At 62.2% G+C, this 16,212-nt stretch carries 17 protein-coding genes; 10 read left to right on the top strand and 7 right to left on the bottom strand.

Annotation, left to right across the window (positions count from 1 at the left end; translation table 11 throughout):
• Positions 1-9: 9 nt before the first annotated feature.
• On the top strand, positions 10-717 hold the full coding sequence (locus G502_RS0108070; protein ID WP_022728156.1) for a cation efflux transmembrane domain-containing protein: 708 nt from the start codon (positions 10-12) through the stop codon (positions 715-717).
• On the opposite strand, the gene pdeM is transcribed toward G502_RS0108070, so the two are convergent.
• Entirely contained in the window at positions 669-1,394 is a 726-nt protein-coding gene (gene pdeM, locus G502_RS19290) for a ligase-associated DNA damage response endonuclease PdeM (RefSeq protein WP_022728155.1), read from the bottom strand. The two genes, G502_RS0108070 and pdeM, sit on opposite strands and share 49 nt — an antisense overlap.
• A gap of 51 nt (positions 1,395-1,445) precedes the next feature.
• Entirely contained in the window at positions 1,446-3,902 is a 2,457-nt protein-coding gene (locus G502_RS0108060) for a ligase-associated DNA damage response DEXH box helicase (protein WP_022728154.1), read from the bottom strand.
• A gap of 114 nt (positions 3,903-4,016) precedes the next feature.
• On the opposite strand from G502_RS0108060, the gene G502_RS0108055 reads away from it, so the two are divergent.
• The 6 genes from G502_RS0108055 (at position 4,017) to G502_RS22430 (ending at position 10,135) form a co-directional block, all read left to right on the top strand.
• Positions 4,017-4,982 carry a 2-hydroxyacid dehydrogenase gene (locus G502_RS0108055; RefSeq protein ID WP_022728153.1) on the top strand — a complete coding sequence of 322 codons (966 nt, stop codon included), beginning with the start codon at positions 4,017-4,019 and terminating at the stop codon, positions 4,980-4,982.
• A gap of 247 nt (positions 4,983-5,229) precedes the next feature.
• A complete protein-coding gene (locus tag G502_RS0108050) occupies positions 5,230-6,426 on the top strand; it encodes a TRAP transporter substrate-binding protein (RefSeq protein WP_022728152.1) in 1,197 nt (398 codons plus the stop codon).
• An 89-nt stretch (positions 6,427-6,515) separates the two neighbouring features.
• Complete coding sequence (locus G502_RS0108045) at positions 6,516-7,118, top strand: TRAP transporter small permease subunit (RefSeq protein ID WP_022728151.1); 603 nt, start codon at positions 6,516-6,518, stop codon at positions 7,116-7,118.
• A 65-nt stretch (positions 7,119-7,183) separates the two neighbouring features.
• Entirely contained in the window at positions 7,184-8,602 is a 1,419-nt protein-coding gene (locus G502_RS0108040) for a TRAP transporter large permease (RefSeq protein WP_022728150.1), read from the top strand.
• 13 nt (positions 8,603-8,615) lie between these two features.
• Positions 8,616-9,962, top strand: coding sequence for an amidase (locus G502_RS0108035; protein ID WP_245560742.1), 1,347 nt, complete (start codon positions 8,616-8,618; stop codon positions 9,960-9,962).
• A 2-nt stretch (positions 9,963-9,964) separates the two neighbouring features.
• Entirely contained in the window at positions 9,965-10,135 is a 171-nt protein-coding gene (locus G502_RS22430; RefSeq protein WP_022728148.1) for a hypothetical protein, read from the top strand.
• A 5-nt stretch (positions 10,136-10,140) separates the two neighbouring features.
• Here the strand turns inward: G502_RS22430 and G502_RS0108025 are convergent, their stop codons facing one another.
• Positions 10,141-11,049 (bottom strand): pseudouridine-5'-phosphate glycosidase, encoded by a 909-nt coding sequence (locus tag G502_RS0108025; protein WP_022728147.1) that lies wholly within the window; start codon positions 11,047-11,049, stop codon positions 10,141-10,143.
• A complete protein-coding gene (locus tag G502_RS0108020) occupies positions 11,046-11,465 on the bottom strand; it encodes an HIT domain-containing protein (RefSeq protein ID WP_022728146.1) in 420 nt (139 codons plus the stop codon). Before G502_RS0108020 ends, G502_RS0108025 begins: the two co-directional genes overlap by 4 nt.
• A gap of 159 nt (positions 11,466-11,624) precedes the next feature.
• Here G502_RS0108020 and G502_RS0108015 point away from each other — a divergent pair, with 159 nt between their 5' ends.
• Entirely contained in the window at positions 11,625-12,554 is a 930-nt protein-coding gene (locus G502_RS0108015; RefSeq protein ID WP_022728145.1) for a VOC family protein, read from the top strand.
• 61 nt (positions 12,555-12,615) lie between these two features.
• Here G502_RS0108015 and G502_RS0108010 read toward each other — a convergent pair whose 3' ends face one another.
• Positions 12,616-13,503: a LysR family transcriptional regulator gene (locus tag G502_RS0108010; RefSeq protein ID WP_022728144.1), complete on the bottom strand. Its 888-nt coding sequence runs from the start codon at positions 13,501-13,503 to the stop codon at positions 12,616-12,618.
• Positions 13,504-13,591: 88 nt separating this feature from the next.
• Between G502_RS0108010 and G502_RS0108005 the strand changes: the two genes are divergently transcribed.
• Together G502_RS0108005 and G502_RS0108000 are read left to right on the top strand one after the other, a co-directional pair.
• A complete protein-coding gene (locus G502_RS0108005) occupies positions 13,592-14,017 on the top strand; it encodes a CidA/LrgA family protein (protein WP_245560741.1) in 426 nt (141 codons plus the stop codon).
• Positions 14,001-14,699 (top strand): LrgB family protein, encoded by a 699-nt coding sequence (locus G502_RS0108000; RefSeq protein WP_022728142.1) that lies wholly within the window; start codon positions 14,001-14,003, stop codon positions 14,697-14,699. Before G502_RS0108005 ends, G502_RS0108000 begins: the two co-directional genes overlap by 17 nt.
• A 28-nt stretch (positions 14,700-14,727) precedes the next feature.
• Here G502_RS0108000 and G502_RS0107995 read toward each other — a convergent pair whose 3' ends face one another.
• Both G502_RS0107995 and G502_RS0107990 read right to left on the bottom strand, forming a co-directional pair.
• Positions 14,728-15,435, bottom strand: a complete 708-nt coding sequence (locus tag G502_RS0107995; protein ID WP_022728141.1) for an ABC transporter ATP-binding protein — start codon at positions 15,433-15,435, stop codon at positions 14,728-14,730.
• On the bottom strand, positions 15,432-16,211 hold the full coding sequence (locus G502_RS0107990) for an ABC transporter ATP-binding protein (RefSeq protein WP_022728140.1): 780 nt from the start codon (positions 16,209-16,211) through the stop codon (positions 15,432-15,434). The genes G502_RS0107995 and G502_RS0107990 overlap by 4 nt, the downstream gene beginning before the upstream one ends.
• Position 16,212: the final 1 nt, after the last annotated feature.

The raw sequence follows: 16,212 nt of genomic DNA, 5'->3' as shown, positions 1-16,212 counted from the left end.
GACGACACCTTGGCCCGCAGCGACCGGCAGGGTGCAGGAGATGCTGTTTTGGCGGGTTGCCACCACTGTGCAACGGAATTTGACGGGAACTCGACGGCTTTCCGGCGTGTTCTCTGGATCGTGTTGGTCTTGAATGGCCTGATGTTCGCCGTCGAGATCGTCGCTGGCGTTGCTGCCGGCTCGCTGGCCTTGATGGCCGATGCGGGCGATTTCCTGGGTGACACGCTGACATACGCTATCAGCCTGGCTGTGATTGGCAGCGCTCTGCGCGTGCGTGCAGGAGCGGCCCTGTTCAAGGCCTTCACCCTGGCAGCGCTGGGACTTTTCATCCTGGGCGGTGCGCTCTATCGCGTCTTCTACCTTGGGGCGCCGGATGCCATGACGATGGGGGCCGTCGGGATGATCGCCCTGTTGGTGAATGTCTTCTGTGCGGTCCTGCTGTTCCGCTTTCGCGAAGGGGATGCCAATGTGCGTTCGGTCTGGCTGTGCAGTCGCAACGATGCCATCGGCAACCTGGCCGTGCTTGTGGCCGCCAGTGGGGTCTGGGCGAGCGGCAGTGCCTGGCCCGACCTGATTGTCGGTGGCCTGATGGGGGCGATCTTCCTGTCCTCGGCAATCTCGATCCTGCGCCAGGCGCTGGGCGAGTGGCGCCGTGTGGACAGCGCGGATCAGGCCGGGACGCCGAAGGGCTCCAGCATTTCCGAGGAAAAGCCATAGACCTTGCGTCCAGCGATCAGACGCACCCGGAATTCCGGGGCCAGAAGAGTGCGCAGTGCAGGCGCGAAGACGTCCAATCCCCCCGTGTAGGCTCCGAAAGACGGCAGGATCAGCCGGTTGCGGTCGAACACGAAGCAGGGACGGGAAAAGCGCCGGCCCTTCACGCGCACGGCGGCCTTGGGGTGATAGTGCCCGGAGACTTCACCGCCCTCTTCGGATACCTTCTCGGCCTCGTGGCGAAAGACCAGCCTTTCCATCTCGACTTCGCTCGAGATCTCTCCGCCCAGGTCCCGCGGTGGGACCGGGTCGTGGTTGCCGGTGATCCAGATCCAGTCATGGGCGGAGGTGAGGGTTCTTAGCCGGTCCTTCTCGGCGCTGCCCAGGCGTTCGCCTGCTTCGGCATCGTGGAAGGAATCGCCGAGACAGATCACGCGGCGGGGCCGGCGGCAGGCGATCACGTTTTGCAGGCGTGCCAGTGTCTCGCGGCTGTCGTAAGGTGGCAGGAAACTGCCTCGCGCGGCAAAGGACGAGCCCTTCTCCAGATGCAGGTCGGCCACGACCAGGCAGGCCTCGGCCGGCCACCACAGCGCCCCCGAGGGATCGCTGATCAAGTCGGCGCCATTGAAGCGGAAGCTCCCTGACTCTGCGGCTTCGGGAAAGTCGAAGGCTTGCTGCATGGCGCTCAGTCTAGCGCGCCGAAACAGAGTCGGCCAGATTGCAGCAAGGCGTCAGTCCTGCGCTGATACCGCTTCCGCGATCATCTCCTCGGCAGCCTCTTCCAGCAGGGCTTCCTCGGCGCTGCCGGCCACGCGTTCGCGGCCGATTTCCAGCAGGACCGGAACGGCAAGTGGTGAGATGCGTTTCAGGCGGCGATGGACGATACGACCCTGCACCCTCGTCAGCATGGCCGACAGCCGGCCGATATCGGTCAGGCCGCTGGCCGCGTCGGCGCGGGTGGCGCGCAGCAGCACGTGGTCCGGTTCGTACTTGCGCAGCACGTCATAGATCAGATCGGAGTTGAATGTGACCTGCCGGCCCGTCTTCTCCTGCCCCGGGGCGCGGCGGTCGATCAGGCCGGCGATGACGGCCACGTTGCGGAAGGTGCGACGCAGCAGGGAGGATTCGGCCATCCACTCCTCCAGGTCGTCGCCCAGCATGTCCTGGTCGAACAGGGCCGCCGCATCCTCCACCGGCTGCAGGCTCCAGATGGCGATGACGTAGTCGGTGGCGACGAAGCCCAGAGGCTGCCGTCCGGCGCGCTCCATGCGGCGGGTGAGCAGCATGCCCAGAGTCTGGTGCGCGTTGCGCCCCTCGAAGCAGTAGGCCACCGTGAAGGCCTTGCCGCCACGCGGGAAGCTCTCCACCAGCAGGCCATCGCCGGGCGGCAGCAGGGAGCGATGGCGCTGCAGGTCCAGCCAGCCCGAGACAGCTTCTGGCAGGCCCTGCCATCGAGTGGGTGTTTCCAGAAGACCGCGCACCCGCTCGGCCAGATGGGTAGACAGCGGCAGGCGCCCGCCCATGTAGGCCGGCACCTTGGGCTCGCCGCTGCCGCCGCTGGAGACCTCCATGCGGTTCTCGCGCAGGCGCTCGAATTTCAGAAGCTGGCCGGCGAAGACGAAGGTGTCCCCCGGCTGCAGGCCCTGGGCGAAGTATTCCTCCACCTCGCCCAGCACGCGGCCGCGCCCCAATGAAACCTTGAGTGTCGGGGCATCGACGATGACGCCGGCATTCAGGCGATAGCGGCGGATCTGTTGGGTCGAGGCGACACGCCAGCGACCCTGCTTGTCGGTTTTCAGCCGGCGGTACTTCTCGTAGCTGCGCAGGGCGTAGCCGCCGTGAGCGACGAAGGCGAGGACATCGTCGAATTCCTTACGGGCAAGCGCGCGGTAGGGCGCGGCTTGCCGCACTTCGTCGTAGAGCTGGTCGGCCTCGAAGGGGCCGCTGCAGGCCGTGGCCAGGATATGCTGGGCCAGCACGTCCAGTCCCCCCTGGCGGGGCGGGTCGCCATCCAGGGTCTGGGCCTCGATGGCGTCCAGCGCTGCGCGGCATTCCAGCACCTCGAAGCGGTTTCCGGGCACCAGCAGGGCACGGCTGGGGGAATTGAGACGGTGATTGGCGCGGCCCAGGCGCTGCAGCAGGCGGGCGGCACCCTTTGGGGCGCCCACCTGGATGACCAGGTCCACTGCCGCCCAGTCGATGCCCAGGTCAAGGGAGGAGGTGGCGACCACGGCGCGCAGGTCGCCGCGGGCCATGGCGGCTTCGACCTTTCGGCGTTGCTCTACCGCCAGGCTGCCGTGATGCATGGCGATGGGCAGGGCATTGTCGTTGAGGCGCCAGAGTTCCTGGAAGGCCAGCTCGGCCTGGGCGCGGGTGTTCACGAAGACCAGGGTCGTGTTGGCCCGTTGGATTCGCTCGTAGATTTCGGGCATGGCGTGCAGCGCCATGTGCCCGGACCAGGGCAGGCGTTCGCGGGTGGTCAGGATTTCCACCTCGGGGCGCTCGGCCGGCATGCCTTGTACCTGACGGACCATGTCATCCGCCGGATCGCCTGTGGCTGATACCCAGGTGCGCAGGTTGTCCGGGTCGTGAACCGTGGCCGAGAGGCCGGCGCGCCGGGCCTTCGGTGCAAGACTGCCAAGCCGCGCCAGTTCGAGGGACAGCAAGTCGCCGCGTTTGTTGCTTACCAGTTCGTGCAGTTCATCCAGGACGATGCAGCGCAGGTTGCCGAAGATCCCGGGCGCGTCCGGATAGCTCAGCATCAGGGCCAGGGATTCCGGTGTGGTCAGCAAAAGCTGCGGAGGGCGCGATCGCTGGCGCAGCTTCTTGCCTTGGGGCGTGTCGCCGCTGCGGGTTTCCACGGTGATGTCGAGTTTCAGGTCTTCGATGGGGCGATGCAGGTTGCGCTCTATGTCCACAGCCAAAGCCTTTAGGGGGGAGACATAGAGCGTGTGCAAGCCGACCTGCGGAGCCTCGGCAAGTTCGACCAGAGAGGGCAGAAAGCCAGCCAGGGTCTTGCCTCCGCCGGTGGGGGCGATCAACAGGGCGGATTGACCGGCGCGCGCCGCCGCAATCATTTCGAGCTGGTGTGAATGCGCCTTCCAGCCGCGTGCGGCGAACCACGCACGAAAAGCCGGGGGGAGCAACTCGGTCTCATCGAAGGAACTGATATCGTCAGGCACCGTCATGTCCTTCTTCATGGCGCAGACGGACGCTGCGTCAAGTCCATTGGGTGGGCAAGCGCGGAAAAGCGAGCTAGGCTGCGGCACGGAAAACCGAGATAAAGTGAAGAGGGAGGCTCCATGTCCGAAAAGCCCGTATTGCTGATTCCCCGCCGATTGACCGATGCCGTGCATGCGCGCGCCCAGCGTGATTACGAAACCATCCTGAACATGGAGGACAGGGTCTTCTCACGCGATGAACTGATCGCGCGCTGTCAGGACGTGGACGCGGTCCTGCCCTGTCATTCGGAGCATTTCACGGCCGAGGTGATCGCACAGCTGCCGGACCGGCTGAAGGTGATCGCCAATCACTCGGTGGGTGTGGACCACGTGGACCTGAAGGCTGCCCGGGAGAAAGGCATTGTCGTGACCAATACGCCGGATGTGTTGTCCGATGCCACGGCCGAAATCGCCATGCTTTGCATGCTGGGGGCGGCCCGGCGCGGCGCCGAGGGCGACCGCCTGATCCGCCAGGGCAAGTGGGATTTCTGGTCGCCGGCTTTCATGGTGGGCCGCCAGGTGACCGGCAAGCGATTCGGGGTGCTGGGCATGGGCCGGGTCGGGCAGGTCACGGCCGAACGGGCGCGTGGATTCGGCATGGAGGTTCACTATCACAATCGCTCACGCTTGCCCGATCACCTGGAGAAGGGGGCAGTCTTTCATCCGGATCTGGACAGCCTGCTGGCGGTCTCGGACGTGCTGTCGCTGCATTGTCCGGCCACCCCGGAAACCCGGAATATCATCAATGCCGAAACCCTGGAGAAGCTGCCAGACCGGGCGATTCTGGTGAACACGGCCCGCGGCAACCTGGTGGATGAGGAGGCCCTGATCGCGGCACTGAAATCTGGCAAGCTTTTTGCTGCCGGCCTGGATGTCTTCAGGACCGAACCTGGCGGCAATCCGGACATCGCCGCTCAGGAGAACGTCTTCCTGTTGCCGCATATCGGATCGGCCACGGAGGAGACGCGGGATGCCATGGGATTCCGCGCACTGGACAATCTAGACGCGTATTTTGCGGGGCAAAAGCCCGGTGATATAGTGAATTGAGCCCCGCAAAAGCCGTGTTCACGCCCAAAGGCTTTCTGTTATAATAATTAAAATATCAATATCAAATCTATGAAATATATAGATAATATATTTACATATACAATTGTAAAATCAGTGAAATGGCAGGAATGTGTCTGATCCGTCTTTCTAAAAGAACAACTTTATGATTTACTCCTGCCTCAGCAGTCCCGAAGATTGCACAGGAAAAAACGACTCTGAAATATAGAGGTATAAGGGAGGTACTTTAATGACCAAGAAAGTAACCAAGAACAATGTCTCAAGGGAGACGGATGTTGCGTCGACGGAGGCGGCTTCCGCGCCGAAGGATGCGTCACGCCGCTCGTTCCTGAGCAAGGGCGCTCTGGCCGGCGGTGTGGCCGCTGCGTCAGGTTTCGCGGCTCCGGCCGTGCTGGCCCAGAGCCCGATCGTCATGCGCATGCAGACATCCTGGCCCTCCTCGGACATCTGGATGGACTTTGCACAGGAATTCGTCGATCGCGTCCAGGACATGTCCAATGGACGCATTGAGGTCGACCTTCTGCCAGCCGGCGCGGTCGTCGGCGCCTTCCAGGTGATGGATGGTGTGCATGACGGCGTGATCGACTGTGCGCATTCGGTGCCGGTCTACTGGTACGGCAAGCACAAGGCGGCGTCCTTCTTCGGCACCGGTCCGGTGTTCGGCGGCTCGGCCACGACCATGCTGTCCTGGTTCTATCAGGGCGGTGGTGCCGAGTTCTATCGCGAGCTGACCCAGGATATCCTGGGCATGAACGTGATCGGCTTCATGGGCTTCCCGATGTTTGCCCAGCCCTTTGGCTGGTTCAAGGAAGAGGTCAACACCGTCGCGGATATCGAAGGCTTCCGCTATCGCACGGTGGGCCTGGCAGCCGACCTGCTGCAGGAGATGGGCATGTCCGTGGCTCAGCTTCCGGGCGGTGAGATCGTGCCGGCCATGGAGCGCGGCGTGATCGATGCCTTCGAGTTCAACAACCCGTCGTCGGACCTTCGCTTCGGGTCCCCCGACGTGGCCAAGAACTACTACCTGTCGTCCTATCACCAGGCTTCGGAGAGCTTCGAGTTCATCTTCAACAAGGACTTCTACGAAGATCTGGATCCGGACTTGCAGGCGATCCTCAAGCACGCTGTCGAGGCCGCCTCCACGTCCAACACCGCTTCGGCCATGGACAATTACTCTTCCGATCTCCAGAAGATCCAGGAAGAGCACGGTGTTACCGTACACCGCACTTCCGAAGAGATCCTGGCCGCCCAGCTCGAGGCTTGGGATGTCCTGATCGAGCGGCTTGCGGAAGAGGATGACCTCAACAAGCGGATCATGGACAGCCAGCGCGAATGGGTCGAGCGGGTCAGCTACTACGAGCTGATGAATGCGCCCGATTATGCTCTGGCCTATGAGCACTTCTTCCCGGGCAAGCTGGCCCTCTAAGGCCAGCCGATAAAAACAGGTGGAACGACCGGCTCCGGCATTGCAAACCAGCGATGCCGGAGCCGCTTGAATGAAGCGATGAGGGATTCATGCTCTGGTACATTCAGTTTGCTGACAAGCTTTCGGGCTGGTTTGGCAAGGGTTTCGGGTGGCTGATCATCCTGATGACGTTCGGCGTCAGCTACGAAGTCTTTGTTCGCTATCTCCTGAATGCGCCGACCACCTGGTCACTCGACGTTTCCTTCATCATGTACGGCAGCCTTTTCATGGTTGGCGGGGCCTACACCCTGTCCCGTGGGGGGCATGTGCGCGGCGATTTTCTCTATCGCCTCTGGAAGCCGCGGACCCAGGCCGCGGTCGATCTGTTCCTGTACATCTTCTTCTTTTTCCCCGGAATCTTGGCCCTGATGCTTCGTGGCTGGGACTATGCTGAGCGAAGCTGGAGCTACGGTGAGGTCAGCGTGAACAGTCCGGCCGGCGTTCCGATTTATCAGTTCAAGACCGCCATGGCGCTTGCCGCGGCCCTGCTGATCATACAGGGAATCGCACAGGTTTTCCGCTGCATCCTCTGCATGCGCGAAGGCTATTGGCGTCTGCCGGACGAGGATGTGAAGGAGACCGAGGAGATGTTGCTGCACTCCGGCCCGGAACATGAAATGACGGGCTACGACAGTGAAAAGCACAAACTGTGAGCCGGGTGCGCCTGCCAAGGCCGCACCTCTTGTCCAGGACTTTCTTTTGAACGGAGCCGCTTAACGTGACTGATCCCCAAGTCGCCCTGTTGATGCTGGCCATCTTTATCATTCTGGTTTTCCTGGGGTTCCCCATCGCTTTCACGCTGATGGCCCTGGGCATGTTCGTAGGCTATTACGCCTATTTTGAACCGAACCGCATGTGGCGCGATTATCTGCGCCTGGACGAAAATGCCGACTGGTGGTCCTCGGTCACGACCTGGTTCGACGGTCTGCTGAACAGTCGGATCTTCGATCTCTTCGTGAACCAGACCTATACGGTCATGTCGAACGAGGTCCTGACCGCGGTTCCTCTGTTCCTCTTCATGGGGTACATCGTCGAACGGGCGAACATTGTCGATCGTCTGTTTTCGACCCTGAACGTGGCGGCCAAGAGGCTTCCCGGCTCCATGGGCGTGGCGGCGCTCATCACCTGCATGCTGTTTGCCACGGCAACGGGCATCGTGGGCGCTGTGGTTACCCTGATGGGGCTGCTGGCCCTGCCTGCCATGCTGAAGGTGCGCTACAACACCAGCTTCGCCAGCGGCATCATCTGCGCCGGTGGAACTTTGGGTATCCTGATCCCGCCCTCGATCATGCTGATCGTCTATGCGGCGGCCTCGGGGGTCTCCATTGTGCGTCTCTACGCCGGTGCACTCCTTCCGGGGCTGGTACTGGTGGGGCTCTACGTGACCTATGTGATCGGGCGTTCGATCATTCAGCCCAGCGTGGCGCCCAAGCCCACCAAGGAGGAGGTGCCGGATATTCCCTTCGGGAAGCTGCTGTTGATGCTGGTGACCTCGTTCCTACCGCTGGCTGTCTTGATCCTGGCGGTTCTGGGCTCGATTCTCTTCGGTCTGGCCACGCCCACGGAAGCCGCGGCTGTCGGCGCCCTCGGTGGCATGCTGCTGGCCGTGGTCTATCGCGCCATGACCTTCCAGCGGCTGCGTGAATCCGTCTACCTGACGGTTCGTACCACGGCCATGGTCTGCTGGCTGTTTGTCGGCTCCTATGTCTTCTCGTCGGTCTTCTCCTATCTGGGCGGCGAGCAGTTGATCTCGCAGTTCGTCGAGGGACTCGATTTGACGCCGCTGCAGTTCCTGCTGTTGGCACAGTTGATCATCTTCCTTCTGGGCTGGCCGCTGGAATGGTCCGAGATCATCATCATCTTCGTACCGATCTTCCTGCCGCTGCTGCCGATGTTCGGTGTCGATCCGCTGTTCTTCGGCATCTTGGTGGCACTCAACCTGCAGACCAGCTTCCTGACACCGCCCATGGCCATGTCGGCCTATTACCTTAAGGGAATTGCGCCGCCCGAAGTGCAGCTGACGCAGATCTTCAAGGGGGTCTTGCCATTCCTCTTCATGGTCTTTGTCGCCATGGCACTGGTCTATAACTTCGATGGTCTCGTCTTCCATCTGCCGCAGGTGTTCTATGGCCGCTAAGACACAAAACAAAGTGGACCCCAAGCTCGACCTGAGTGCGGTCGAGCTGCGGGACCGAATGGTCAAAGGCGAGCTGAAGGCCGTGGATGTGGCGCAGGGCTTCCTGGACCGGATTGCCGCCCGCGAGGGCGAGGTCCAGGCCTGGGCCTGGCTGGACAGTGACCATGTCCTTGAACAGGCTGCGGCCCTGGACAAGTATCGCGGGACGGGGCGTGCCACCGGCCCATTGCATGGCCTGCCGGTGGCCTTGAAGGACATCATCGACACCCGGCGCATTCCGACCGAGAATGGAACGCCCATCGATGAAGGCCGTGTTCCCACCAAGGATGCCTATGTCGTAGAGCGACTGAAGGCGGCCGGTGCGATCATCATGGGCAAGACGGTGGCCACCGAACTGGCCTATCGCCAGCCCGGCAAGACGCGCAATCCGCACAATCCCAATCATACACCGGGCGGTTCCTCGTCGGGATCCGCGGCGGCGGTCGGCGCCGGCATGGTGCCGCTGGCCATTGGAACACAGACCGATGGTTCGGTTGTTCGTCCTGCAGCCTATTGCGGCGTGGTCGGCTTCAAACCCAGTTTCGGAGCGATTCCGCGTAGCGGTATCCTGGCCCAGTCCCCCAGTCTGGATACAGTTGGAATCTTCGCGCGCACCCTTCAGGATGCCGCCCTGCTCAGTGATTGCCTGTTTGGTCATGACGAGGCGGACAGGGCAACCGATTTGTCCCCTCCGCCGCGCATGCTGAAGATTGCAAAATCGGATCCGCCGGTCACGCCGATGGTCGGTTTCGTGCGTCCGCCCGGATGGGACGAGGCCGATTCCCAGACACAGATGGCGATGAAGGAGTTCACGGATCTTTTGGGGGAGGGCTGCTTCGAAGCTCCCCTGCCAAACGTGTTCAGTGATGCCCCTGCGATTCGTGAGCGGATCAACTTTGCCGAAATGGCGAAGTGCTACTACAGCTATGAACGACGCGGCTGGGATCGGTTGTCGGACAAGCTGCGTGAAGCGATGGACAAGGGAAAGGCTGTGCCCGCGCGAGACTACATCGCTGCCCTGGACTGGCCCGATGTGTTGAATGCAGGATTGGCTGAAGTCTTCGAGCGTTGCGACGTGATCCTGACCCCCTCCACGCCAACGCCGGCACCAGAGGGGCTGGAGTATACGGGCAGTTCCGTGTTCAATGGAATTTGGACGCTCTGTGGCTTGCCGGCCGTCACCATACCGCTTCTGGAAGCGGAGAACGGTCTGCCCATGGGCGTACAGGTGATTGGCCGCAAGGGAGATGACGCCCGCTTGCTGCGTACGGCCCGCTGGCTGGCACTCCAGGTGGCGTCCCCCGAACTTCAGGAGGCTTGAGAATGACGGATCGAATTATGGCCCTGGTGGCGTTCCTGGTTCTTTTGGGCTTCCTTGGTGTCCTCGTGATCGGCGTTCCACACATCGATCTTATCGTGGTGGTCCTGATAACGCTGCTGCTGGCCGGTTGGGACTTCTGGAAGCACTCGGGCAAGCCCGACTCGGAGATGTAAGCGTTCTACGTCGCCCAGGCGGCAGCAATCCGACCGGCCATTGTGGCATTGGACAGCAAAAGGGCTCGGTTGGCGGCCAGGGTTGCCCCGGCGCTCATCTCGTGCAGCCGTGAAAGCAGGAAGGACGTGACGGCCTTGCCGGATATGTTCTCGCGCGCGGCATCCTGAAGTGCATTTTCGATCCAGCCGTCCAGTTGTACTCCGGACAATGCGGCCCCCTCCGGGACCGGTTGGGCGAGCAGCAATCCCTGCGAACTGACCTGCCAATGAGCCCGCAGCAGCTCTGCCGCGTCCTGGGCGCTTCCAACACTGTGGTCCAGCGGAAGGCCGCTGCCGACCGCATAGAAAGCGGGAAATTCCCGGCATCCCAGGCCCACCACCGGCACCGAGAGACTCTCCAGGATTTCCAATGTGCGCGGCAGGTCCAGGATGGACTTGGCGCCCGAGGCCACCACGGCAACCGGACTGCGGGAAAGCTCCATCAGGTCAGCCGAGATGTCGAAGGTCTGGTCGCAGTCGCGATGCGCGCCGCCGATGCCGCCCGTCGCAAAGATCCGGATTTCCGCCAAGGCTGCCAGGCGCGCGGTGGCTGAGACCGTAGTGGCACCGTCCAGTCCCTGCGCCATTGCCGGGCCCAGGTCGCGGCTGCCCAACTTGGCCATGGAGCCACCCTCACGGGCAAAGCCTTCGATCTGATCCGCGCTCATTCCGACGATCGCCTGCCCAGCAATCAAGCCAATGGTGGCCGGTACGGCGCCGGCTTCGCGCACCTGGGCTTCCATTGCCTGCGCGGTTTCCAGGTTGCCCGGCCAGGGAAGGCCATGGGCGATGACGGTGGACTCCAGGGCTACGACGGGACCGCCTTGCCGCAGGGTCTCGGCCACCTGTGGATCCATATCGAGAGGAACGCTCACAGCGGATGCTTCAGTTCCTGATGCAGAGCTTTCACGCGTTCCTCCAACTGGTGAGCCGGATAGGGCTGCATCGCCTGTTTGCCCCAGACCGGACCCGGCCAAGCGGGATCGTCACTGAAGCGGGCTATTACATGGATGTGCAGCTGCGGCGTCATATTTCCCAGGGCGGCCACGTTCACCTTGTCCGGATTGAACAGACGGCTCAGCGCCTGGGAGCAGATCGTGATCTCATCGCACACGCGGTACTGGTCCATGGGGTCCAGGTCGTGGAAGTCCTTCTTGTTCGGTCGCTGTGGGACCAACACCAGCCAGGGCCAGGCCGCATCGTTCATCAGCAGCAGGCGTGAAAGCCTCAGGTCCATCACCTTGATGCCGTCGCGTGCCAGGTCCGGATGCAGTTCGAAGCTCTCGCTCATGTGACGGCTCCTTGCAGTTTTGCGGGTTCGTCAAAAGTTCCAGCATTGCCGTTCAGGCGCAACGAAAAAGCTGCTTAGAACCTGGCCTTCCCTGCAACCCTGTCGTGTGGTTATGCTGCACCAGGATGCAAAGCCGGCTGCAAGACCCCGGGAGGCTGAATGACACTGGATTTCCGCTATCGCCGTCTGGGCTATGTCGCCCTGAACGTCAGCGACCTGCAAACTTCGTCCGAATTCTACCGCGACCTCGTGGGCCTGCAGCCTGCTGGAGAGGCGGGCGAGGGGGAATCGCTGTTCCGCTGCAGCCCACGTCACCACGACCTGATCCTGCACCAGGCTTCGGAACCGGGCCTGCGTCGTATTGGTTGGGAAATGGAAAGCCCCGAGGACCTGGCTCGGGTGCGGCGGCATCTCGAAAGCCTGGAGCTGGCCACCCACGATGTGGGGCGTGAAGAGGCTGCCTGCCTGGGTGTAGAAGACGCCTTCCGCGTGGTCGAGCCGCATACCGGCGCCACCCTTGAATACTTCCATTCCTTCGAACAGGCCACCACGCCGTTCGAGGCCACTATCACCAAGATCGAACGCCTCGGTCATGTGGTACTTGGTGCGGTGGATCATGCACGGGCCGAGCGATTCTTCCTGGAGCAGCTGAATTTCCGCGCCTCGGACCGGATCGAGGAGGCGATCACCTTCATGCGCTGCTTCCCCAATCCCCTGCACCATTCGCTGGGCCTTGCCCATTCCGGACACAACCACTTCCATCACGTGAATTTCATGGTCACCGACGTGGATGATATCGGCAAGGCCTTCTGGCGGATGCAGAAGAACGACGTGCCCATCGTCTTCGGACCGGGCCGGCATCCGCCATCCGAATCCATGTTTCTCTATTTCCTCGATCCGGATGGCATGACGGTCGAGTACAGCTTCGGTATGGAAGAGTTCCCTGAAGTGGATGCGCGTCCGCCGCGCAACCTTCCCTTCGCACCGGAGAACATGGACTATTGGGGTGCCATCCCCGATCCCCGCATGGGACAGGTTGGCGCTATAGAGTCAGCTTTGCCCGAGGATGTGTCCACGTCGTCGGGGTAGCCTTTCCCTCCTTCTCTTTCCCATTTTCGCGCCCCCACATAGCTTGCAGAAAACCTTATCCTCATCTGCGCACGCGGTTGGGTTGGGCAGCGAGATCAAGCCAGGCCCTTGCGGCGTGCGAGAGGTAGGCTCCGCGGCGCCAGACAAGCGCGATATGCCAGTAGAAGTCGGGATCTGCGACGAGCACTGGAGAAACCCGGGGGTGTTGCCGTTCCTCGGCGATCATCCGGGGCAGGAAGCCGATGCCCATGCCTGCGGCAACGAGTTCGACGAGGAACGATATCTGGCTGCTGCGGGCTGCAACCTGCGGGGTGAAGCCCTGTCGCTCGCAGGCCTCGAAGATGATGTGATTGATGGCAAACTCGGTTTCGAACAGCAGGAAGGGTGAGGACTTCAGGTCGGCCAGGGTCACGGAATCTGCTTGCGAGAGCGGGTGCTGCACGGGCAGCAATGCGTCGATGGGCTCCTTGCAGACATGCTGCCATTCGAAATCCTCCGGCACGGGCAACAGCGAGGCGCCGAGGTCGAGCTCCCCGTTGAGCACGAGCTCCTCGAGACGTTTGCTGCCGTGTTCCTGCAGTTGGATCTCGATGCTGGGATAGTAGGCACGGTAGGTCGCGAACAACGGAGCAAAGAGGACGCTGCTGCCTACCGGTGGCAGGCCGAGCCGGAGCACACCGCGTTGCAGCCCCTGCAACTCCGAGAGTTCTTCGACCAGGTCTTCACGCTCCTTCAGGATTGTCATGGCACGCTGATAGACGATCCGGCCGGCGGCGGTGAGGCGAATGCTGCGATACGCGCGGTCGAGCAGGACGAAGCCGAGCTCGTCCTCGAGCTGCTTCACGGCTTTGCTGACCGTGGACTGGGTTGAGAAGATCGTTTTGGCAGCCTGCGAGAAGCTGCCCTGGCGAACGACCTCGACGAAGGCGCGCAGGGTCCGGAGTTCCATTATCATTCCATATCAGAATAATATTTATTCAATCAATTCATTTTACGCATGCTGCGGCGCGACATAGATTCGGGTGAGAGAGGAGCTAATGATGTCGAGAAACAACCCTGTCACTCTTGCCCATATCGTTTTGCATCGAAGCCGCCTGGTGCAGGCCGGCGTGCTTATCGGCTTCTGGCTTGTCGGCGAAGCTTTCGTGCGTGCTGCTGACCTGGGCATTCCCGGTGGTATCGTCGGGTTCCTGATCGTTCTGGGCCTGTTGATGACCCGCCTGGTCAGCCTGCAAAGCGTGAAGCGGGGGGCCGACTTGTTCGTTTCGGAAATGCTTCTGTTCTTCCTGCCGGCCGTTGTGGCGCTTGTCGATCACGGAGAGTTCGTCAGCCTGATGGGACTCAAGGTTCTGCTGGTGATCGTCGCGGGCACATTCGCTGTCATGGTCGTCAGTGCGCTTACAGTAGACCTCTGCTATCGGTGGAGTGTGAGCCATGAGTCGGGACATGCTGGATACAGCTGAGCCGCTAACCATCCTGATCTGGTCGGCCATCACGATCGCGCTCTATGCTCTTTCCAAGCTGCTGTATCGCCGCCGGTCCTACTGGTGGCTATCGCCCCTGATCGTGGCGCCGGTGGGGGTTATCATCCTCCTGCTCGGCATTGGAGTCGATTACCGTGAGTATCTTCAGGGCACCCGCTGGTTGTTCGTTCTGCTTGGGCCGACGATGGTGGCCTTCGCAATTCCCGTCTTCGAACGGCGGCACCTGATTCGCCGGCACTGGGCTGCGCTGGGCCTCGGCGTCGTCCTTGGCAGCGTGACCGCCCTGGCAACTGCCTGGGGTCTCGCCTACATGCTCGGTCTGAGCGACATGCTGCGCACCAGCATGCTGCCGCGTTCCATGAGCATGCCTTTTGCCATGGAGGTTTCTTCGGACATCGGTGGCTTTCCCGAACTGACCGGGATCTTCGTCGTCCTTACCGGCGTGCTGGGTGCAGCTCTGGGGCAACTCATGCTTCACTGGCTGCCGTTGCGCTCAGCACTGGCGCGCGGCGCGCTGCTGGGCATCGGAGCCCACGCGGCTGGCGTGGCCAAAGCCCACGAAGTCGGCAGCGAAGAGGGTTCCGTTGCCGGACTGGTGATGATCCTGGTCGGCATGATCAACGTTATCGGAGGCGGTGTCTTTGCGCTGGGCCTTGTGTGAGGCAGGCTCTCCCGCCTTCGGTCACATCTCAACTCGCCGCGACGGAGAGATAGCGTTCCTGCAGTTCCGGGTCGTCGCGCAGGGCCGCGGCCGGGCCTTCGTGGACCACTTCTCCCTTGGCCAGGATATAGCACCGTTGGGCATGCTTGAGGGCGAAGGCGAGGTTCTGGTCAGTGAAGAGGATCGTCGTGCTTTCCGCGAGACTGGCGAGCAGCCGCCCGATCTGATGGACGATGACCGGAGCCAGACCCTCGCTCGGCTCGTCCAGCAGCAGGAGTTCCGGTTGGCCCACCAGCGCCCGCGCGATCGCCAGCATCTGCTGCTCGCCGCCGGACAGGGTCTTGCCGGGCCGATCCTTGAATTTGGCGATCACCGGAAATTCGTCGAAGACCCGCTCGAGCGACCAGGTTGCTTTTCGCGGGCCTCGGTAGAGCGCGACTTCCAGGTTCTCGGCCACGCTCAGGTCGCCGAAGATCCGGCGGTCCTCCGGCACCAGACAGATGCCCATGCGCGTGATGGCGTGCGCCGGTTTGCGGGTAATGTCCTCGCCGCGGAAGTGGATCGATCCCCGGCTCGGCGGCACGATGCCGACGATGGAAGACAGCGTCGTCGTCTTGCCGGCCCCGTTACGCCCCAGAAGGCACACCGTTTCGCCCTCGTCCACCGACAGGCTGACGCCCGACAGGGCCCGGCTTTCGCCATAGAAGGTGTGGATATCCGTGACCTCGAGCATCATGCGGCCGAGTCCTCCTCCTCATCACCCAGGTAGGCCCTGCGCACCTCGGGGTTCTGGCGAACCTCTTCGGGCGTGCCCGTGGCCAGGAGCTGGCCGCGATGCATGACCAAAACTCGCTCGGCCAGGCCAAAAACCACTTCCATGTCATGTTCTGTAATGAAGAAAGTGTAGGGCCGTTCGGCCCGCAGGTTCCGGATCAACTCAATGACACCCTTCGTCTCCTCTGGCGTAAGCCCGGCCGTCGGTTCGTCCAGCATCACGATCTCGGGTTCGATGGCCAGCACGATGGCAAGCTCCAGGAGCCGCTTGTCGCCATAGGACAGGGTACCCGTTCGCAGGTCGGACATGGCCCCCAGGCCAAGGCGTGCAAGGATTTCGTCCGCCTCGCGACGAAGCGCCTTGTCGCGCCCCAAAATGGTGAACAGCCGCAGGCTCTTGCCTCGGTGGCTGACCAGGGCGACCTGGACGTTCTCGCGTACCGTCAATTCATTGAAGACGTTGGTAATCTGGAACGAGCGCCCGATTCCGGCACGCGCAATCTGATGCGGCGGCTGACCCGCGATATCGCTGCCGTGGAGCAGCACGCGCCCCGAACTCGGTGTCATCCGGCCCGAGACCATGTTGTAGAAGGTCGTCTTGCCGGCCCCGTTGGGGCCGATGAGGGCGACGATCTCGCCTTCGTCGAGCTCGATGGAGACGCCATCGACGGCGGTCAGTCCGCCGAAACGCTTGGTCAGTTTCTCGGTGGTCAGAATGTGAGTGGTCTGCTCAGCCATG

The sequence above is a fragment of the Fodinicurvata sediminis DSM 21159 genome (assembly GCF_000420625.1).
Lineage (GTDB): Bacteria > Pseudomonadota > Alphaproteobacteria > Kiloniellales > DSM-21159 > Fodinicurvata > Fodinicurvata sediminis.
This window is presented reverse-complemented; position numbering and strand designations above follow the sequence as displayed.